General features: G+C 68.8%; 13 protein-coding genes. 5 read left to right on the forward strand and 8 right to left on the reverse strand.

All coding sequences use genetic code 11. The features are described 5' to 3' along the window. The 3 genes from AR539_RS02095 to AR539_RS02105 form a co-directional block, all read right to left on the reverse strand. A partial coding sequence (locus tag AR539_RS02095) for a penicillin-binding transpeptidase domain-containing protein (RefSeq protein WP_082699160.1) occupies positions 1 to 1,716 on the reverse strand: 1,716 nt, incomplete at its 3' end. Positions 1,717 to 1,783: 67 nt separating this feature from the next. After that, positions 1,784 to 2,440 carry a response regulator transcription factor gene (locus AR539_RS02100; protein ID WP_066432128.1) on the reverse strand — a complete coding sequence of 219 codons (657 nt, stop codon included), beginning with the start codon at positions 2,438 to 2,440 and terminating at the stop codon, positions 1,784 to 1,786. After that, the gene (locus tag AR539_RS02105; protein WP_066432129.1) at positions 2,437 to 3,825 is read right to left on the reverse strand and encodes a sensor histidine kinase; all 1,389 of its coding nucleotides are present in this window, start codon (positions 3,823 to 3,825) and stop codon (positions 2,437 to 2,439) included. The genes AR539_RS02100 and AR539_RS02105 overlap by 4 nt, the downstream gene beginning before the upstream one ends. 188 nt (positions 3,826 to 4,013) lie before the next feature. Between AR539_RS02105 and AR539_RS02110 the strand changes: the two genes are divergently transcribed. Beyond that, positions 4,014 to 5,117 carry an ABC transporter permease gene (locus AR539_RS02110; protein WP_066432131.1) on the forward strand — a complete coding sequence of 368 codons (1,104 nt, stop codon included), beginning with the start codon at positions 4,014 to 4,016 and terminating at the stop codon, positions 5,115 to 5,117. A 39-nt stretch (positions 5,118 to 5,156) separates the two neighbouring features. Beyond that, entirely contained in the window at positions 5,157 to 5,858 is a 702-nt protein-coding gene (locus AR539_RS02115; protein ID WP_066432133.1) for an ABC transporter ATP-binding protein, read from the forward strand. 10 nt (positions 5,859 to 5,868) lie between these two features. Here AR539_RS02115 and AR539_RS02120 read toward each other — a convergent pair whose 3' ends face one another. The 5 genes from AR539_RS02120 to AR539_RS02135 form a co-directional block, all read right to left on the reverse strand. Next, positions 5,869 to 7,314 (reverse strand): phytoene desaturase family protein, encoded by a 1,446-nt coding sequence (locus AR539_RS02120; RefSeq protein ID WP_066432136.1) that lies wholly within the window; start codon positions 7,312 to 7,314, stop codon positions 5,869 to 5,871. Beyond that, positions 7,307 to 8,776, reverse strand: a complete 1,470-nt coding sequence (locus AR539_RS02125) for a glycosyltransferase family 87 protein (protein ID WP_066432137.1) — start codon at positions 8,774 to 8,776, stop codon at positions 7,307 to 7,309. Before AR539_RS02125 ends, AR539_RS02120 begins: the two co-directional genes overlap by 8 nt. Positions 8,777 to 8,948: 172 nt before the next feature. Further along, complete coding sequence (locus AR539_RS19465; protein ID WP_197410534.1) at positions 8,949 to 9,089, reverse strand: hypothetical protein; 141 nt, start codon at positions 9,087 to 9,089, stop codon at positions 8,949 to 8,951. A gap of 702 nt (positions 9,090 to 9,791) precedes the next feature. Next, positions 9,792 to 10,376 (reverse strand): histidine phosphatase family protein, encoded by a 585-nt coding sequence (locus tag AR539_RS02130; protein ID WP_066432139.1) that lies wholly within the window; start codon positions 10,374 to 10,376, stop codon positions 9,792 to 9,794. Then, positions 10,377 to 11,843, reverse strand: coding sequence for a CCA tRNA nucleotidyltransferase (locus AR539_RS02135; RefSeq protein ID WP_066432140.1), 1,467 nt, complete (start codon positions 11,841 to 11,843; stop codon positions 10,377 to 10,379). 170 nt (positions 11,844 to 12,013) lie between these two features. On the opposite strand from AR539_RS02135, the gene AR539_RS02140 reads away from it, so the two are divergent. From AR539_RS02140 to AR539_RS02150, 3 genes are all read left to right on the forward strand, one after another. Then, complete coding sequence (locus tag AR539_RS02140) at positions 12,014 to 12,562, forward strand: NUDIX hydrolase (protein WP_442854388.1); 549 nt, start codon at positions 12,014 to 12,016, stop codon at positions 12,560 to 12,562. Positions 12,563 to 12,628: 66 nt separating this feature from the next. Further along, positions 12,629 to 14,692 carry a murein biosynthesis integral membrane protein MurJ gene (gene murJ, locus AR539_RS02145; protein ID WP_442854389.1) on the forward strand — a complete coding sequence of 688 codons (2,064 nt, stop codon included), beginning with the start codon at positions 12,629 to 12,631 and terminating at the stop codon, positions 14,690 to 14,692. A gap of 170 nt (positions 14,693 to 14,862) precedes the next feature. Then, on the forward strand, positions 14,863 to 16,494 hold the full coding sequence (locus AR539_RS02150) for an ABC transporter substrate-binding protein (protein WP_066432143.1): 1,632 nt from the start codon (positions 14,863 to 14,865) through the stop codon (positions 16,492 to 16,494). Positions 16,495 to 16,661: the final 167 nt, after the last annotated feature.

Below are 16,661 nucleotides of genomic sequence, written 5' to 3' on the forward strand. Positions count from 1 at the left end.
GTCCGCGGCAGCAGGCGGGGCCGTGGACCCGGACGGCGCAGCCGAGGTTGCCGGGGCCGAGGCGGAGGGGGTGGCCGCCCCGCCTGCTGCCGCGGACTCGTCGGCGCCGGGGTTGAGCACCAGCTGCGGGGACACGGGAGAGCCCTTGGCCACGGAGCCGGCCATCACGGCGGCGGCCAGCGGGGACATCAGCACCTTGCCCTGGCCGATCATCGAGGCGGCGTGCTCGGTGCCGGTGGCATCGCCGGGCACTGAGCCCAGGAACGCGCTGGCCCCCAGCGCGGGGGCCTCCACGGCCACACCCAGGGACGTGGCGGCGGCCTCCAGCTGGCCCTGGCTGACGGTGTCGCGGGCGTTGATGAATGCCGTGTTGCAGGAGTGCGCGAACGCGTCCCGCAGCGTCACGGAGCCCAGCGACGAGGCCGGGTAGCCCTCGGCGTTCTTGAAGGTCCGCCCGTCGACGGTCAGGGTGGCGGGGCACTCCACCGTGGAATCCGGGGACATGCCGTTGCGGATCATGGCCAGGGAATCCACGATCTTGAAAATGGACCCGGGAGCGTACTGCCCCAGCAGCGCGGTGTCGTAGCCGTTGCTGCCCGGCCCCGAGGCGGCGGCCAGGACGGCGCCGCTGGACGGGCGGAGCGCCACAATGGCCGACGCCGGGCCCACCTTCGCCAGGACGTCCTCGGCCAGCTGCTGGATCTTCGGGTCCAGGGTGGTCCTGAGCGGCGTGCCCACCTTCATCGTGGCCTCGAACAGGAGCCGGCGGCCGCCGTTGAGCAGGGACTGGCGTTCCTCGGCCGTGAGACCGCCCTTTTCGGCGAAGACCTGGATTCCGTGGCTGCCGCGCAGCTGCGCGTCGTATTGCTGCTGCAGCCCGCCGCTGCCCGTGGTGTCCCCCGCTTGCAGCTCCCCGCCGGATTTCTCGATCTGTTCGGCGTTCGCTTCGGCGGCGGTGCCCAGCAGGGCGCGGGCAAAGGTGCGGGTGGGGGCCAAGGGAAGATAGTCGCGGATCGCGCGGGCGCCGGGAATCTCGCCGATCTGGTTGTCGGAAATGGTCCGGCCGTCCTCACGCAGCGTGATGGCGGTGACAAAGGCCTCGGGGCCTGCGGCCTGGACCTGCTGGACGTAGGCCGCCGGGTCAACGCCCACCAGTTCGGCGAGCTGCGTGGCGGACGCCGCCGGATCGGTCGATGCCAGCAGGGGTTTGTCGATGCCGACGTTCACGACGGACCGGTAGGTCACCAGCGGAACGTCGCCCGCACCCAGGATGTCGGCCCGCGCCGGGGACTGGGATGAGGTGCCGAGCACTTCGCCTTCCGCCAGGTGCGCCAGCAGCCCCGGCGTCCACACGGTCAGCCACTTGTCACCGGACTTCTTCAGCTGGGCGGTCACCATGTACTTCCACTCGCCGGAGCCGATCTTCCAGCTGTAGTTCAACGGGACCGTGGCGGTGTCCTTGTCCAGTTTGAGTTCGCCGCTCTGGACCGCCGGCTTGGCCGGGTCCAGCTCCTTGAAGACCTCGTGGAGCTGCTCGTTGGCCGCGGCGGAGTCCTTGCCTTCAAAGGGCACGGCGCCGACGTCGAGCGCGGCAAGTGCGGACGCCAGCTGTTTCGCCGCGTCCTGCGCACCGGTGCGGCCATCGTCGCAGGACACCAGCGAGGCGCCAAGAATGAGCCCAATCAGGGCAGCTGAAAGTTTTGATGATTTCCCCATTCGCGCCATTATGCCCCCTGCCGCGGACAAAGCGGCTGTCATGAAGGCCCGGAACCGGGAACCGGGTTCAGAAGCGGCGGATGATCCGGCGCTGCGTGGCCACGGAAATGGCGGCGGTGCGGTTGTCCACCCCGAGCTTGCCGTAGATGTGCACCAGGTGCGTTTTGACTGTTGCCTCCGAGATAAACAGCTGCCTGGCGATGGCCCGGTTGCCCAGGCCGGTGGCGACCAGTTCCAGCAGCTGGATCTCGCGGGCGGACAGGGCCGGTTCCGGATTGCGGATCCGGCCCAGCAGGCGGGCGGCCACCTCCGGGGCCAGCGCGGTCTGGCCTGCCGCGGCGGCCACCACCGCCTGCCGGATCTGTTCCGGCGGCGCGTCTTTGAGCATGTAGCCGCTGGCGCCCGCTTCCACCGCGGCGAGAATGTCGGCGTCGGAGTCGTAGGTGGTGAGGATGAGCACCGGCGGGGCAGGCTGCCCGGCGTCGCCCGCCTTGATCCTGCCGGTCGCCGTGACGCCGTCCATGCCCGCGCCCATCTGCAGGTCCATCAGCACGACGTCGGCCGGCTCGCCGAGGGTGTGGAGCCGGGACAGCTCGGCCAGGGCCGCGCCGCCGTCCGCCGCTTCCGCGGCCACGGTGATGCCCTCGAAGTCGCTCAGCATTGCCCGCAGCCCGGCCCGGACCACGGGGTGGTCATCGACCAGAAGCACGCGGATGTCGTTCACGGTTCGTTCCTGTCAGCGGCGTTCCGGGCAGCAGAGTCGGCAACAGGGGAGGTCCCAACGGAGGTGTTGGCAAGCGGCAGCCGGATGGCCACCACCGTTCCCTCGCCGGGGGCCGATTCGATGTCCAGGCTGCCGGCCAGCGCCGCCACGCGTTCCCGGAGCGATTTCAGCCCGTATCCGGAGCCGTCGGGCCGCCCGGCGGGATCGACGGCCGCCGCGGGGTCAAAGCCGGCACCGTCGTCGTAGATGTCCATCGCCACTTCGCTGCCCAGGAAGGACAGGGTCACGACGGCGGTCTCCGCTTTGGCGTGCACCCACACGTTCGCAAGGCTTGCCTGCGCGGCCCGCAGCAGGGTGGTGCGGTACGGGTTGGGCAGCTCCACCGGGGTTCCTTCCAGGTCGAAGCGGCACCGCAGGCGGGTGCCGCGGGCGGCTGCCTCGGTTTCGGTCTTCTCGCAGAGCCGGCGCAGGCTGTTGACCAGGGGGTCCTCCGCTGCTGCCGCCTCGGGGTTCCCGGCGTTTTCCGAAAGGTCCGGCGGCTGGAGGCCGCGGACGAAGTTCCGGGCCTCAGCCAGGTTGGCCGACGCGGTTTCCTGGACGGTGCGGAGACGGTCGCGGGCCGCGTCAGTGTCCCCGCCGTCGAGGGCCTTTTCCGCCGAGCGGCCCATCAGCACGATGCTGGAAAAGCCCTGGGCCAGGGTGTCGTGGATTTCGCGGGCCAGCCGTGCCCGTTCCGCCAGTGTGCCGGCGTCGTGCTGGCTGCGGGCAAGTTCGGCGCGGGTGCGGCGGAGCTCCTCGGCGGCGAGGCGCTGGTTTTCCGCCTCCAGATAGAGCGCCCGGTACGCCAGCCCGGTCACCACGGCAAAGGCCGCCCCGAACATCGGTCCCAGGACCATGGGCAACTGAAGCGCACCCCCTGCGGCCCCGGCGTTATGGAACCACAGCGCCACCACCACCAGCACCGTGCTCAAGGCGATCGCCGGCAAAGCCAGCCTCCGCGGCAGGATGTGCAGCTGCAGGAAGAAGAGCGGGAACGCCAGCCACACGAAGTCGGCGCTGGCCCAGATCAGCAGCAGCCACAGCAGGCAGACAGCCCCCAGCCACAGCCGGGAATAGGGCCGGGGATCGAACTGCGACGGGTCCGTGGAGTGCCGTTTTTCGAGCACGGTGCCCAGGACGTAGACGGTGGCGAGGACCAGCGCCAGGCACGCGGCGATCCAGTCCGTGCCCTCGAGGCCTGCTCCCACCAGCCGCACCACGGCGACCACCAGGAGGACGGCGAACCCGCTGTGCAGGCACACGCGGAGGATGCGCAGGATCACGGCGGCATCAGTGGTGCCGGCCGAAGAGGCCCCTCCCGGTGCTGTGCGAGCCCTTCCGTCCATCCCTTCAGCGTAGTGCCGGACCGGGCGCGATCCACCCGAAATCCCGGCCGCCCGGCCACGATCAACCTTTTGGTTGATGCCCGGGTCAACCGCCCGGACCGGCACAGCCAACCCCGCGGGCGATGTCCGGACAGCAGGGCCGCGGAAAGCTGGTAAACACAGCAACCATCCCCTCGAAAAGGACCCCCATGTACCTCGCTCTCCGCGATCTCCGCTTCGCCAAAGGACGCTTTCTCCTGATGGGCGGAGTCGTCGCGCTCATCACCCTGCTCCTGGTGCTGCTCTCGGGCCTCACCGCGGGCCTGGGAAACCAGTCGACATCGGCCCTCGCCGCCCTGCCGGCGGACCGGATTGTCTTCGGCGCCCCCGCCGGGGAGACCGCCAAGGCGTCCTTCACCGAGTCGGAAGTCAGCCGCGGCCAACTGACGGAGTGGGCCGCACGTGAAGGGGTGGCCCGTGCCGGCCTCCTGGGCATCAGCCAGGGCCGGTTCCAGGCGATGGGCGCCGGCGGAGCCCCGTCCGGAACGGCCAGTGTTGCCGTCTTCGGGAGCGAAGGCGGCGGTGCCGGCATGCTGTCTCCCGTCCCGGTGGCCGAGGGCACGGTGGTGGTCGGAAGCACCCTGGCCCGGGAACTCGACCTGCAGCCCGGCAGCAGCGCCGCCGTGGGCGGCACCGATCTGACCGTGTCCGCCGTCGTTCCGGACCAGTGGTACGCCCACACCGGCGTTGTCTGGACCACCCTCGGCGACTGGCGGAAGCTGGCGCACCTTCCCGGCGGTGACGCCGCAGCGACCGTCATCGCCGTCACCGCCGAGGAGGGGGCCGGGCCCGACGCCGCTGCCGCCGATTCCGCGGCCGGAACCACCAGCACCACCCGGGACGGCTCGTTCCAGGCCCTGGGTTCCTACAAAAGCGAAAACGGTTCCCTCCTCCTGATGCAGGCCTTCCTGTACGGGATCTCCGCCCTGGTGATCGTGGCCTTCCTGACGGTGTGGACCGTGCAGCGCACCCGGGACGTCGCCGTCCTCAGGGCCCTCGGCGGTTCCCCCGCTTACATCCTGAGGGACGCCATGGTCCAGGCCGGCGTTGTGCTCCTCGCGGGCGCTGCGGCCGGCGGCCGGGCCGCCGCGGCCGGAGGCGCCCTGGCCGCCGGGGCCGTCCCGTTCCTGCTGACAGCCCAAACCACCCTGGTGCCCGTGGCCGGCGTGGTTGTCCTGGGCCTTGCCGGGGCGGCGCTGGCCGTCCGGGGCATTGCCAGGGTGGATCCGCTCCTGGCCCTCGGCGGCAACTAGCCCGCTTCCCGACCGAATATTCCTAGAAAGGCACATATCGTGAACACCGCACTGGACCTCGTCAATGTCACGCTCGAATACCCGGACGGCGACAGCACCCTCAAAGCGCTCGACGCCGTCAACCTCAGCATCGGAGCGGGGGAATTCCTGTCCCTCGTCGGCCCCTCCGGATCGGGGAAGTCGTCCCTGCTGGCCGTTGCCGCCACGCTGGTCAGCCCCACGGCGGGCCGCGTGCTGGTCGGAGGGGTGGATGCGGGGGAGCTGTCCGAGGCGGACCGCACCGCCCTGCGCCGGGACAGGATCGGCATCGTGTTCCAGCAGCCCAACCTCCTGCCGTCGCTGACGGCGTTGGAGCAACTGGTGATCGGGGACCACCTGCGCGGCAAACCGGCCGGCCCGGCCGCCCGGCGCGCCGCCGGGCTGCTGGACCTCGTCGGCCTCGCCCCCGCAGCGGGCAAACGGCCCCACCAGCTCTCCGGCGGCCAGCGTCAGCGGGTCAACATTGCCCGGGCCCTGATGGGGGACCCCGCCGTCCTCCTGGTGGACGAGCCCACGGCCGCCCTGGACCAGGAACGGAGCGCGGCCATCGTGGGGCTGTTGCGGCAGGTCACCGACGAGTTCGGGGTGGCGACGGTCATGGTCACCCACGACACGGGGTTTGTGCCGCTGACGGATTCAGTGGCCACCATGCGCGACGGCAGGCTCTCGGCCAGGGAAACCGTCGGGGCCGCGGCGGCCTGAGCCCCGGCGGCTAGCCGTCGATCCCGAGCTCTGGCACGGCCAGGCCGAATATGTCCTTCAAGGCATATTTTGCTGCGTGGAACCCGGGCATCCCGGTCACTCCGGGGCCCGGCGGGGTCGAGGAGGAGCACAGGTATACACCGGGCAGGGGAGTCCGCCAGGGGACCGGACCCGCCACGGGCCGGCGGAGCATCCCGCGCAGGTCCATGAGGCCCGCACTGAAGTCCCCGCCGACGTAGTTCTCGTTGTAGTCCGCCAGGCCGGCGGCGGTGGTCACCTGGTGGCTGACCACCAGGTCGCGGAACCCCGGGGCGAAGCGCTCCAGCTGGGCGATCACCGCCCCGGCCATGTCCACGCTGGAGCCGGACGGCACGTGGCAGTAGGTCCACAGGACGTGCCGGCCCCCGGGGGCGCGGCCCGAGTCGAAGCGGGACGGCTGGGAGACCAGGACGTAGGGGCGTTCCGGATGGCGCCCTGCGGCGACCACGTTTTCCGCCTCGGCCATCTCCGCGCGGGTTCCGCCCACGTGGACCGTGCCGGCGTCGGCCAGCCCGGGCGCCGCCCACGGGACCGGGCCGGAAAGAATGAAGTCGACTTTGCAGGCCGCGTCTCCGAAGCGGAACGCCCCAAGCGCGCTGCGGTACCGGTCGGGGAGCTTTCCCTCCGCCAGGGCCAGCAGTCCGGGCGGGGCCACATCCAGCAGCGTGGCCTTAACCGGGGGCAGCTCGGCCAGGGAGCCGATCCGTGCGCCGGTCTCCACCGCCCCGCCGTGCGCTTCGATGTCCGCCACCATGGCCTCCGCGATCGCCGCGGAGCCGCCCGCCGGGACGGGCCAGCCCACCGTGTGGGCCAGCATTCCCAGCATGAGGCCGGCGCCGGCCGCGGCCGGTGCCGGGAGCCGGGCGACGGCATGCGCGGCGACGCCGGTCAGCAGCGCCGGCGCCAGGTCCTCGCGGAACCGCAGCCCCCACAGCGGCGACCCCTGCTCCAGAACCCGGGCGCCGAACAGGGCGGCCGCCACGGGGTCGCGCGGTATCCGCAGGAGCTGGTTCAGCGTCAGGTCCGCCACGCCGTCCGCGCGCTGGACCAGGGGTGCCATCAGGCGCCCGAACGCGGCTCCGTCGCGCCCCAGCCCGGCAACCGTCCGCTCCAGTGAGTGGTAGGCCAGGGCCGCCCGGCCGCCGTCGAGCGGGGTGCCGTAGGAGACCTCGGGAACCTCCAGCCGGACCCGCCGGGACAGCTCGAACTCCCGGAAGAACGGGGAGGCCAGGGCCATCGGATGCACCGCCGAGCAGATATCGTGCCAGTGCCCGGGCTCCATGAGTTCGGCCGTGCGCAGCCCGCCGCCGGCCGTGGGCGCCGCCTCGTAGACGTGCACCTTCAGTCCGGCCCGGGCGAGGGTTACCGCCGCGGCGAGCCCGTTCGGTCCTGAGCCGACCACTGCGACGTCAGGCATCCGCCGGCACCTTGCGCCAGGGCAGCACGGAGGCCGACGGGCGGAGCAGGTCCACCCGGAACTTATCCGGTGCGCCGTCGAACGGGCCGCCCTGCGGATCGTCCGTGCCGTGCCGGCGCACCACGTCGTCACGGGGCTCCCAGATGTCCCACGCCACCCGCACCATCAGGTAACCGGTGGCCATCATGTGGAACACCACGGCGAGCACGTAGTAGGGCATATCAATATTGTGCTGCGCCACCCCGCCGCTGGTCACCTGCCCGAGGTACATCCAGACCGCCGCCCAGTGCAGCGCCTCGAACGTCTGCCAGACCAGGAAGTCCCGCCACCGCGGCCGGGCCAGTGCCAGCAGCGGGATGAGCCAGATGACGAACTGGGGGGAGTAGACCTTGTTGGTCAGGATGAACGCGGCAACAATCAGGAAGGCGAGCTGCGCCATCCGGGGCCGCCTCGGTGCGGTGAGGGCCAGGACCCCGATCAGCACACAGGCCAGCACAAAGAGGTTCAAGGCCGCGCCGTTGATGAATTCAGGCTGCAACGGCGCCCAGCCCAGCCGGCCGGCCACCAGGTTGTAGGCGAACCAGGGCGAGCTGTAGCCCGCGGGCCGGTCCTGGGTGAACTGGTAGAAGTATTTCCAGCCCTCGGTGTTGGACACGGCCACAGGCAGGTTGACGGCCAGCCACGCTGCGGCGGCGGCACCGGCGGTGACGAGGATGGCCCGGATCTTCCCCGTCCGCAACGCCAGGAGCAGCACTGCACCCAGGATCAGCACGGGGTAGAGCTTGGTTGCGGTGCCCAGGCCGATGAAGATTCCGGCCAGCAGGGGCTTGTTGCGGGAGAAGCAGTACATGCCGACGGCGAGCAGCCCCACGGCCCACATGTCCCAGTTGATGGCTCCGGCGAGGATGATGCCCGGTGCCACCGCCACCATTGCCGCGTCCCACATCCGGCGGCGCGCCATCCGCGCCGTGGCAAGCACGGTGACCACCCAGACCGCGGCGATAAGGGCGGCGTTGAGATCGAAGTAGGCCAGGATACGGGCAGCCGACACGCCCTCCCCGGGAACCAGCAAAGCCGTGACGCCGGCGATCCACCCCATCAGGACGGGATACTCAAAGAACGTTCCCGGCGTGATGAAAGGGAAGGCGCCGTCCCCGAGGCCCCGGTTCTTGAACAGTTCCGGGAAGTCCGAGTAGCAGGTCGCGTAGAACTGGCCCGGCGTTTCCCACCCGTTGACGCGGCAGTAGGACTTGAGGACTATTCCGGTCACGGCGGCCAGGACGGTGAGCAGGATCAGGACACGTTCCACCGTGAAAAACCCGGGGGACACAATGCCGGGGGCTGAACGGCGACCCAAGGGACCGCCCACCAGTTCCGTGAAATTCCTCAGCAGGTGGTCGCTGCGGCTCGGGATGACCAGTCGCACACGACGGCGGTGCTCCGGCGGCTTTGTCTCCTGCATGCCCCTGAGCTTACCGGGGCGGTTGCGCCGCGCCGCGCCGCGCCGGGCGGGAGGCTCAACGGTGGGGGAAATACAGGGTTAAACGGGGGAGCCCACGCGTCGCCGCGTGGGCTCCTTGCGGATCAATTCCAGGGTCAGTCATCCGTTCCTCCTTCTACGGCAGGGCCGTGGCTCAGCGGATGAGTCCCATCTGGTGCATAACGACATAGGCGTCTTCACGCTTCTGGTCCAGGAGTTGTCCGTTGAACAGCGTCGTGTGCCGTGGAGCCGGCTGGAGGGCCAGGCGCAGGAGGAGCTGGAGTCTCTGCTTCATGGTGGTCACCTCCCTTCGGCGGCTGGTGCTGCGTGGGCGGGTGGTGGTGCTGGCGATAGTCACGGTGGACCTTTCGGTGGTGATAATGGAAACGGGGAAAATTGGGCATGCCAATTAAGGCCTCTGTGAATTCAGGAAGAAAAGGCCGCAATTGGGCATAGAAATGCCCGGTACTTAATAAGGGGTTTCGCGGAGGCGCGAATTGGCCTCTGGACGGAATATTCCTGCGAAGGGAGCGCGGCACACCCAACAGGAAGCCTGGTTCCGATCTTTGGGGTGCTGTGCAACCGCGTGGTTCCGCCTGGACGGCCCGCCGCCACGCCACTTCCGGAGAGGAAGGTGCCGGCGAAGCCCTGGCTCCGCGTCCTAATTCAAGGAGTTCGGTTCATCGAACCGGTTCCCACGAACAAGCCTCAAGGAACAAAGCCGCAAACGCAGGGCTCAGGGGGCAGTGAGGCCGAAAAACGGGCGCGGTCCAGCGGCAGAGGCCGGGGCGGCGACAAAGTACATCCATCCGCTAGTCAAAGTAATCATTTTCCCAACCTCCTTTTCTGTTATGCCGTGGCTCCGGCTGACTGGCCGGGCGACGCGCGCCTCGACCCCGGCAAGACGCTCTGGGGTCAGGAATAAAAATACCCTATAAATGCAGCGGTTGACTACTGAATTTATAAACCTTCTTGGAATTGTTTTTGAAGGCCTGGCCTAGAGGCCCCAGCGGACAACTGCCGGGGTCCGCTTGTCCCAGCCAAGGGTGCAGACTTTCGCGGTTCCCAGAATGAAGTGCCGGCCTTCGTGCGGGTCGAGGCCCAGCCACCGTGCGGTGAGGATCCGGGAGAAGTGACCGTGCGCAACCACCAGCACGTTGTCCAGACCGGATTCCAGCACGCGCGCCACAATCTTGTCCGCGCGGGCCGCCACATCATCGAGGGATTCGCCGTTCGGCACGCCGTGGGTCCAGATCAGGTACTCCGGGTTGTCCTTGCGGATGAGGTCCGAGCTGATGCCCTCGTAATCGCCGTAGTCCCACTCGACGGCGAGCGGCTCCAGCTGGGCGTCGGGGAAACCCGCCAGTTCGGCCGTCCGGCGGGCACGCCGCAGCGGGGACGTCAGCACCAGGTCAAAGTCGACGGCGTCGAGCACCTTGCGTGCCTCCACGGACTGCTGTTCACCCTCCACGGTAAGAGGCAGGTCGGTGAGGCCGGTGTACTGGCCGCTCTTGGACCATTCGGTTTCTCCGTGCCGCAGGATCCACAGCTGCGGGCGGGGGCCGTTCGAAGGTGCGGTCACTTAGGGCTCCTCGGTTGAGAGTGCGGCGGCGGACTCGGGCTGCGCCGCCCACCATGCGTGCAGTTTGGCTTCGGCCTCGGCGGGATCCAGCGGTCCGTGCTCCATCCGTTCCTCCAGCAGGAACTTGTACGCACGCCCCACTACGGGCCCGGGTTTGAGTCCCAGGAGTTCCATGATCCGGCCTCCGTCCAGGTCGGGCCGGACGGCGTCGAGGGATTCCTGCTCCCGAAGGGCTGCGATCCGGGCCTCGAGATCATCGTAGGCGAAGGCCAGCCGCTCGGCCTTGCGCTGGTTGCGGGTGGTCACATCCGACCGGGTCAGGCGGTGCAGCCGGTCCAGGAGCGGGCCCGCGTCGGTGACATAGCGCCGCACCGCCGAATCGCTCCAGCCCGCATCGCCGTAGCCGTAGAAGCGCATGTGCAGCTCCACCAGCTTGGCCACGGCCTTGATGGTGTCGTTGTCGAAGCGCAGCGCCTTCATCCGTTTGGTGGTCAGTTTGGCGCCCACCATGTCGTGGTGCCGGAAGCTCACGGCGCCGCCGGGCTCGAAGCGGCGCGTGGCCGGTTTTCCGACGTCGTGCATCAACGCCGCGAACCGCAGCACGAAGTCCGGGCCGGGCACGGCGCCGTCGGCATCCGTTTCGAGGGCGGCAGCCTGCTCCAGGACCTGGAGCGAGTGCTGGTAGACGTCCTTGTGGCGGTGGTGCTCGTCCGATTCGAGCCGCAGCGCGCTGACCTCGGGCAGCACGAAGTCGGCCAGCCCGGTGTCCACCAGCAGGTCCACGCCGGCCCGCGGGTGGGCCGCACAGATGAGCTTGACCAGCTCCTCGCGGACCCGTTCGGCGGAAATCATGGTGATCCGCTCCGCCATCCGGGTCATGGCGGCACGGACGTCCGGGTGCACCGTGATGCCCAGCTGCGCGGCGAACCGCGCGGCCCGCATCATGCGCAGCGGATCGTCGGAAAAGGAGGATTCCGGGGCGCCCGGCGTCGCGAGGACGGACGCGTGCAGGTCACGGACGCCGCCGAACGGATCCACGAGCTCCAGCGAGGGCAGCCGCAGGGCCATCGCGTTGATGGTGAAGTCGCGGCGCAGCAGGTCATCCATCAACGAGCTTCCGAACGCCACCGCGGGTTTGCGGGAGTCGGGATCATACGCCTCGGCGCGGTAGGTGGTGATCTCAATCTGGAACCCGGCCTTCCGCATTCCGATGGTTCCGAAGGCGCGCCCGATCTCCCAGTAGGTGTCGGCCCACTTCTTGATCAGGGCCAGCGTCTGGTCCGGTGTGGCATCCGTGGTGAAGTCGAGGTCGGGGGACACCCTGCCCAGGAAAAGGTCACGCACCGGCCCGCCCACAAGGGAAAGCTGGTGGCCGGCGTCGACAAACCGCTGCCCAAGCTCCAGAACCACCGGGTCCACCTGGAAATCAACAGTGTGCGAGTCAGTCTCGTGATGTGCGTGCGCCATAGTTACTTAAGCTTGTCAGAAATCCCCGCCAGCACCACACCGGATCCCCGTAAGACCGGCGGCGAAGAGCCGGACACAGGGCCGGGGCGGGCGACCCACTTTCCCGGCCGTCCACTTTCCTGCCATGTTTAGGTCATCAAGAGCGGACAAGAGTCGTTAGAGTGGACTTCATGGCCCATCCCGTACCGAGCGCTCCCGGCAGGAGGACAAACGCACCGTTGCCTTCGGCAATCGGTGCCAACGTCGCGCCGGTGCAGCACTCCGGGCAGGCTTCGCTTCCCACGGTGGAGGAAATATCCGCCGGCGGCGTTGTGGTGGACACGTCCGACGCCGAACTCCGGGTCGCGATCATTGCCCGCCTCAACCGCGGCGGACGGCTCGAATGGTGCCTGCCGAAGGGCCATCCGGAAGGCCGGGAGAGCAACGAGGAAGCAGCCGTCCGTGAGATCGCGGAAGAAACCGGCATCGAAGGCAAGATCCTCGCACCGCTGGGAAGCATCGACTACTGGTTCACGGTCAGCGGGCACCGGGTCCACAAAACCGTCCACCACTACCTGCTCCAGGCCACGGGCGGGGAACTGACCATCGAGAATGACCCGGACAAGGAAGCCGTGGACGTCGCCTGGGTGCCCATCCACGAGCTGGCCCGGAAGCTGTCCTTCCCGAACGAGCGCCGCATCGCCGACCTCGCCAAGGAAGTCCTGCCGGAGCACCGCTAGGGCTCCGCGGCCCCGCAATGGCCCCGATAACGCCTTAAGGCGTGCCCGGGTGAGACGATGAAGACGATGTCATCAGCCAAACCCACCCCAGCACACTCCGGCCCCGCCGACTCCGGCGCCGCCAATTCCTCAGCGGTCCAGTCCGGAGAAGTCCGTTCCAGCGCCATCATGGCCGCGGGAACGCTGGTCTCGCGTTTCCTCGGATTCGCCAAGACCTGGATGCTGGCGGCCGCCCTGGGACTGGGCTCCACCGTCAATGACACGTTCATTAACGCGAACAACCTCCCCAACCTGATCTTCCTGCTCGTGGCGGGCGGGGTGTTCAACGCCGTCCTGGTGCCCCAGATCATCAAGGCGAGCAAGGCCCCGGACAAGGGATCGGACTACATCAGCCGGCTGCTGACGCTGGCGGTGCTGGTGCTCCTGGCGCTCACCCTGGCGGTGACGCTGCTGGCGCCGTGGGTCATCGAACTGACCACCCAGGGATATTCGCCGCAGCAGAAGGCCCTGGCGGTGTCCTTCGCGTTCTGGTGCCTGCCCCAGATCTTCTTTTACGGCCTCTACGCGCTGCTGACCCAGGTGCTCAACGCCCACGGCGCCTTTGGGCCCGCAATGTGGGCCCCGATCCTGAACAACATTGTCGCGATCGCCGGACTGGGGATGTTCATCTGGGCTTTCGGCGCGAACGCGGCCAACCCGCACACCCTTGACACGTGGAACTCCACCCAGACGCTCCTGGTGGCCGGATTCTCGACCATCGGTGTGATCTCGCAGACCGCCATCCTGCTGATCCCGGTGTTCCGGCTCCGGCTCGGCCTGCGTCCCCGCTTCGGGTGGCGCGGAGTGGGGCTGGGCCACGCTGCGCGGCTGAGCGTCTGGACCCTGGCGACGGCCGCCGTCGGGCAGCTGGCGTTTCTCTACGTCATGCGTATCGCCACCATCCCGGGTACGGAACGGCTCCGCCTGGAACAGGCCGGCGACCCGGCCGCGGACACGATGCCGGGCAACGCCGTGCTGGAGGTGGCAAGCCAGCTCTACCTGCTGCCACACTCGATCATTGCGCTCTCGCTCGCCACGGTGCTGTTCAACCGGATGACCCGGGCCTCGCAGGACGGGGACGTCGCCGGCCTGCGGAACGCACTCTCGCACGGGCTGCGGACCATGGCCGTGGCAACCGTGTTCGGGGCACTGGCCCTCTTCGCGCTGGCCGGGCCGCTGGGCATGTTCTTCTCCGGCGGGGTGCCCCAGGACGGCGTGATGCTGGCCCAGACCCTGACCATCCTGGCCCTCAGCACGCCCTTCATGAGCGCCAATTTCATGATGTCCCGCGTGTTCTACGCCAACGAGGACGCCCGGACACCGTTCTTCATCCAGCTGGTCCTGGCCCTGGTGAACGTGGTGGCGGCCTTCTCCATCCAGTTCCTGCCGTTCGACCAGATCATCTTCGCCATCGCCATCCTCTACACGGGCGGCAACATCCTGTCGGTGATCGTCAGTGCGGTGTTCCTGCGGCGGCGGCTGGGACACCTGGACGGTCCCCGGATCGCCAACTCCTACATCCGGATGGGCTACGCCGCACTTGGTTCCGCCCTCGCCGGCGCCGGTGCCCTGTGGCTGATGGGCAGCTACAGCCGGGACGGATTCGCCTGGAGCACCCCCATGGCCGCGCTGGTGACGATCATCGTCGTCGGACCCATCATGCTGGCGGCGTACCTGCTCCTGCTGAAGCTGTTCCGGGTGACCGAGCTGAGCGACCTCCTGCAGCCGCTGCTGGGCCGCCTTCGCCGGAAGCCGGCCCCCCAGCCCGCAGCCGGGGAGCCTGCTGAAGGCAGCGCTGCACCCCGGACCAGGCCGGAACGTGCCACGGTCTCAGTGGACACCGGCCTCATTCCGAGGATCTCCGGGGAGTTCGACGCGGCGTCCTTCCGGGCCGGCCCGGACCTGGACGAAGAGGACGAACGGGCCCGGCGCGTAGGGCCCGAGGGCGGCTACCTTCCCGCCGAGGATGTGCCGAGTTCCGCAGAGGGCGGCCTGGGCCGCGGCGACGAACCGCTGCCGGGCCGGCGCACCTACCAGGGCCCCGCCGGGCACAACCCGCACTTCCCGTTCGGCGGCAAGAAGAAAAAATAGTATCCGTCCTGGTAACAGCGCCGTGCTTCCGCGGCCGGGACACTGCATCGGCTAGGATCGAAGACTAACAAGGGGAGTTGCAGACCAGGGGTCCACCGGCTTACCGGAGGACCTGCGGTCACTGACGAAGTGATCAGTTCGGCAGCTCCCGGACAGTCTAGGAGGAGCCCGTGTCCCACCCGATCGATGTCGGATCAGTACTAGGTGGCCGTTACAAGGTCACTGCCACAGTACTGACCTCACATGACCAGGATCTGGTGCTGGACGGTGTTGACCAGGTGCTCAACCGTGCTGTGAGCATCCTTGTGGCCGGCCCGGACAATGCGGACCAGGTGGCACAGAGTGCGCGCGAAGTTGCCACCGGCGAACGCCCGGGCAACGTGCAGATCCTCGACCTCGGGGTCAGCGAAGCCACCACCTACCTCATCACCAACCACACGTCCGCCGCTGATCTGCTGGACCTCGTGGTGTCCTCCAACCCGCCCTACGTTGAGCCGTTCTTCACTGACACCCTGGGCAGTGAAATCTTCGGCCAGCCGCGGTCCCACGAACCCGAAACGTATGACGGCCTCTACGACGAAGACGAGGTCGACGCCGGCTACATCACCTACGGGCAGAACCACCGGACCGCGCCCGCGGCAGGGGCTGCCCCCGCCGCGCCGCCCGTGTCGCCGCCCGTTTCGCAGCCGCTTTCGCAGCCGGTTTCGCCGGCACGCAAGCCGCAGCGTCCGGTCGTGGCCCCCGCCGCGGGCGCAGGTGCTACAGCAGGTGCCGCTGCAGGTGCAGGTGCCGCCGCAGCCCGTGCCAAGGCTCCTGAGGTGAAGTCCACCGAAGAAAAGTCCCCGGAGACCGCACCCCAGGATGCCGCTCCGCACGCAACGGCGCCGCAGCCCGTGCAGGGCGCTGGTGCTCCGGTCTCCAAGCCGGCGGCGCCCGCCGAAAAGCCCAAGGTTTCCCTGTGGTCCGACGACGACTACGGCCGCCCTGCCGAGGACGAGCCGGCGAAGCGCCAGGGCGCAGCACCGGAATACGCGGCCGCAGCAACAGCCGGACGTGCGTCCGCGGACCGCGCGCCCGGTTTCTTCCCCGGGTCGGCGCGGAGCAACAGCACCGCCGCAGACGAGGAGTACTACGGCAAGGACGAGGAACCCCAGCGCGGTCCCCGCTCCATGCGCTGGCTGGTGGGCGGCCTGCTGGCGGCGGTCCTCGTCGTGGGCCTGGTCCTTGCTGTCACCAACCTCGGCAGCCTCTTCAAGTCCACACCGCCGCCCGCCGCTGACGGCGGTGCCAGCACCAGTGCGCCCGGTACGGCATCGGCCGAACCGTCCGCCACGGGCAGCCCTGCGCCGGCTGCCGGGCCGCCCGCCATTGAAGACGTCACACGGCTGGGCGACTTCGATTTCGCCGGAACCTACGACGGCGACCTGGTCAAGACGTTTGACGGCAACGCCGCGAGCTACTGGTCGGACATGGAATTCGCCACGGACAACTGGGGCGGCCTCGCCACGGAGGTCCCGCTGGTGGTCAAGCTGGAGAACCCGGCCAAGGTGTCCTCGGTGACGCTGAGCCAGCTGGGCGCTTCCGGGGGCAACATCAGCATCTTCACCAATAACCGCCCGTCCCTGGACGGCGCCAAGCAGGTGGGCACCAACAGCTTCACTTCCCCGGACCTGACCATGCCGCTGCAGGAACCCACCACGGCGCAGTACGTCATTGTCTCGATCAAGACGCTCCCGAAGCTGGCAGCACCGAAAACCCGCTACGGATTCGGCCTGCGCCTGGCCGAGATCAAGGTCCAGTAGCGGACCCCTCGGCAGGTAACCATCACCGCCCCGGCGCCACCGGGACGGTACCCTGAGTATTGGCGTTCTCCCGTGCGGGCAAGTCCCGCCGGAATATTCAGCGCCAGCAGGTAGTTGTGCCATGTGGCCGGCCACCCAGGCGGGCGCATCGACAAAGGAAGAGGTTC

This window comes from Arthrobacter sp. EPSL27 (assembly GCF_001512305.1).
GTDB lineage: Bacteria > Actinomycetota > Actinomycetes > Actinomycetales > Micrococcaceae > Arthrobacter.

Bases quoted from the DNA above. Each gene is read 5' to 3' on its own strand.
- AR539_RS02110 (WP_066432131.1), top strand. From the start codon at position 4,014: ATGTACCTCGCTCTCCGCGATCTCCGCTTCGCCAAAGGACGCTTTCTC.
- AR539_RS02125 (WP_066432137.1), bottom strand. From the start codon at position 8,776: ATGCAGGAGACAAAGCCGCCGGAGCACCGCCGTCGTGTGCGACTGGTC.
- AR539_RS02105 (WP_066432129.1), bottom strand. From the start codon at position 3,825: ATGGACGGAAGGGCTCGCACAGCACCGGGAGGGGCCTCTTCGGCCGGC.
- AR539_RS19465 (WP_197410534.1), bottom strand. From the start codon at position 9,089: ATGAAGCAGAGACTCCAGCTCCTCCTGCGCCTGGCCCTCCAGCCGGCT.
- murJ (WP_442854389.1), top strand. From the start codon at position 12,629: ATGTCATCAGCCAAACCCACCCCAGCACACTCCGGCCCCGCCGACTCC.
- AR539_RS02120 (WP_066432136.1), bottom strand. From the start codon at position 7,314: ATGCCTGACGTCGCAGTGGTCGGCTCAGGACCGAACGGGCTCGCCGCG.
- AR539_RS02135 (WP_066432140.1), bottom strand. From the start codon at position 11,843: ATGGCGCACGCACATCACGAGACTGACTCGCACACTGTTGATTTCCAG.
- AR539_RS02140 (WP_442854388.1), top strand. From the start codon at position 12,014: ATGGCCCATCCCGTACCGAGCGCTCCCGGCAGGAGGACAAACGCACCG.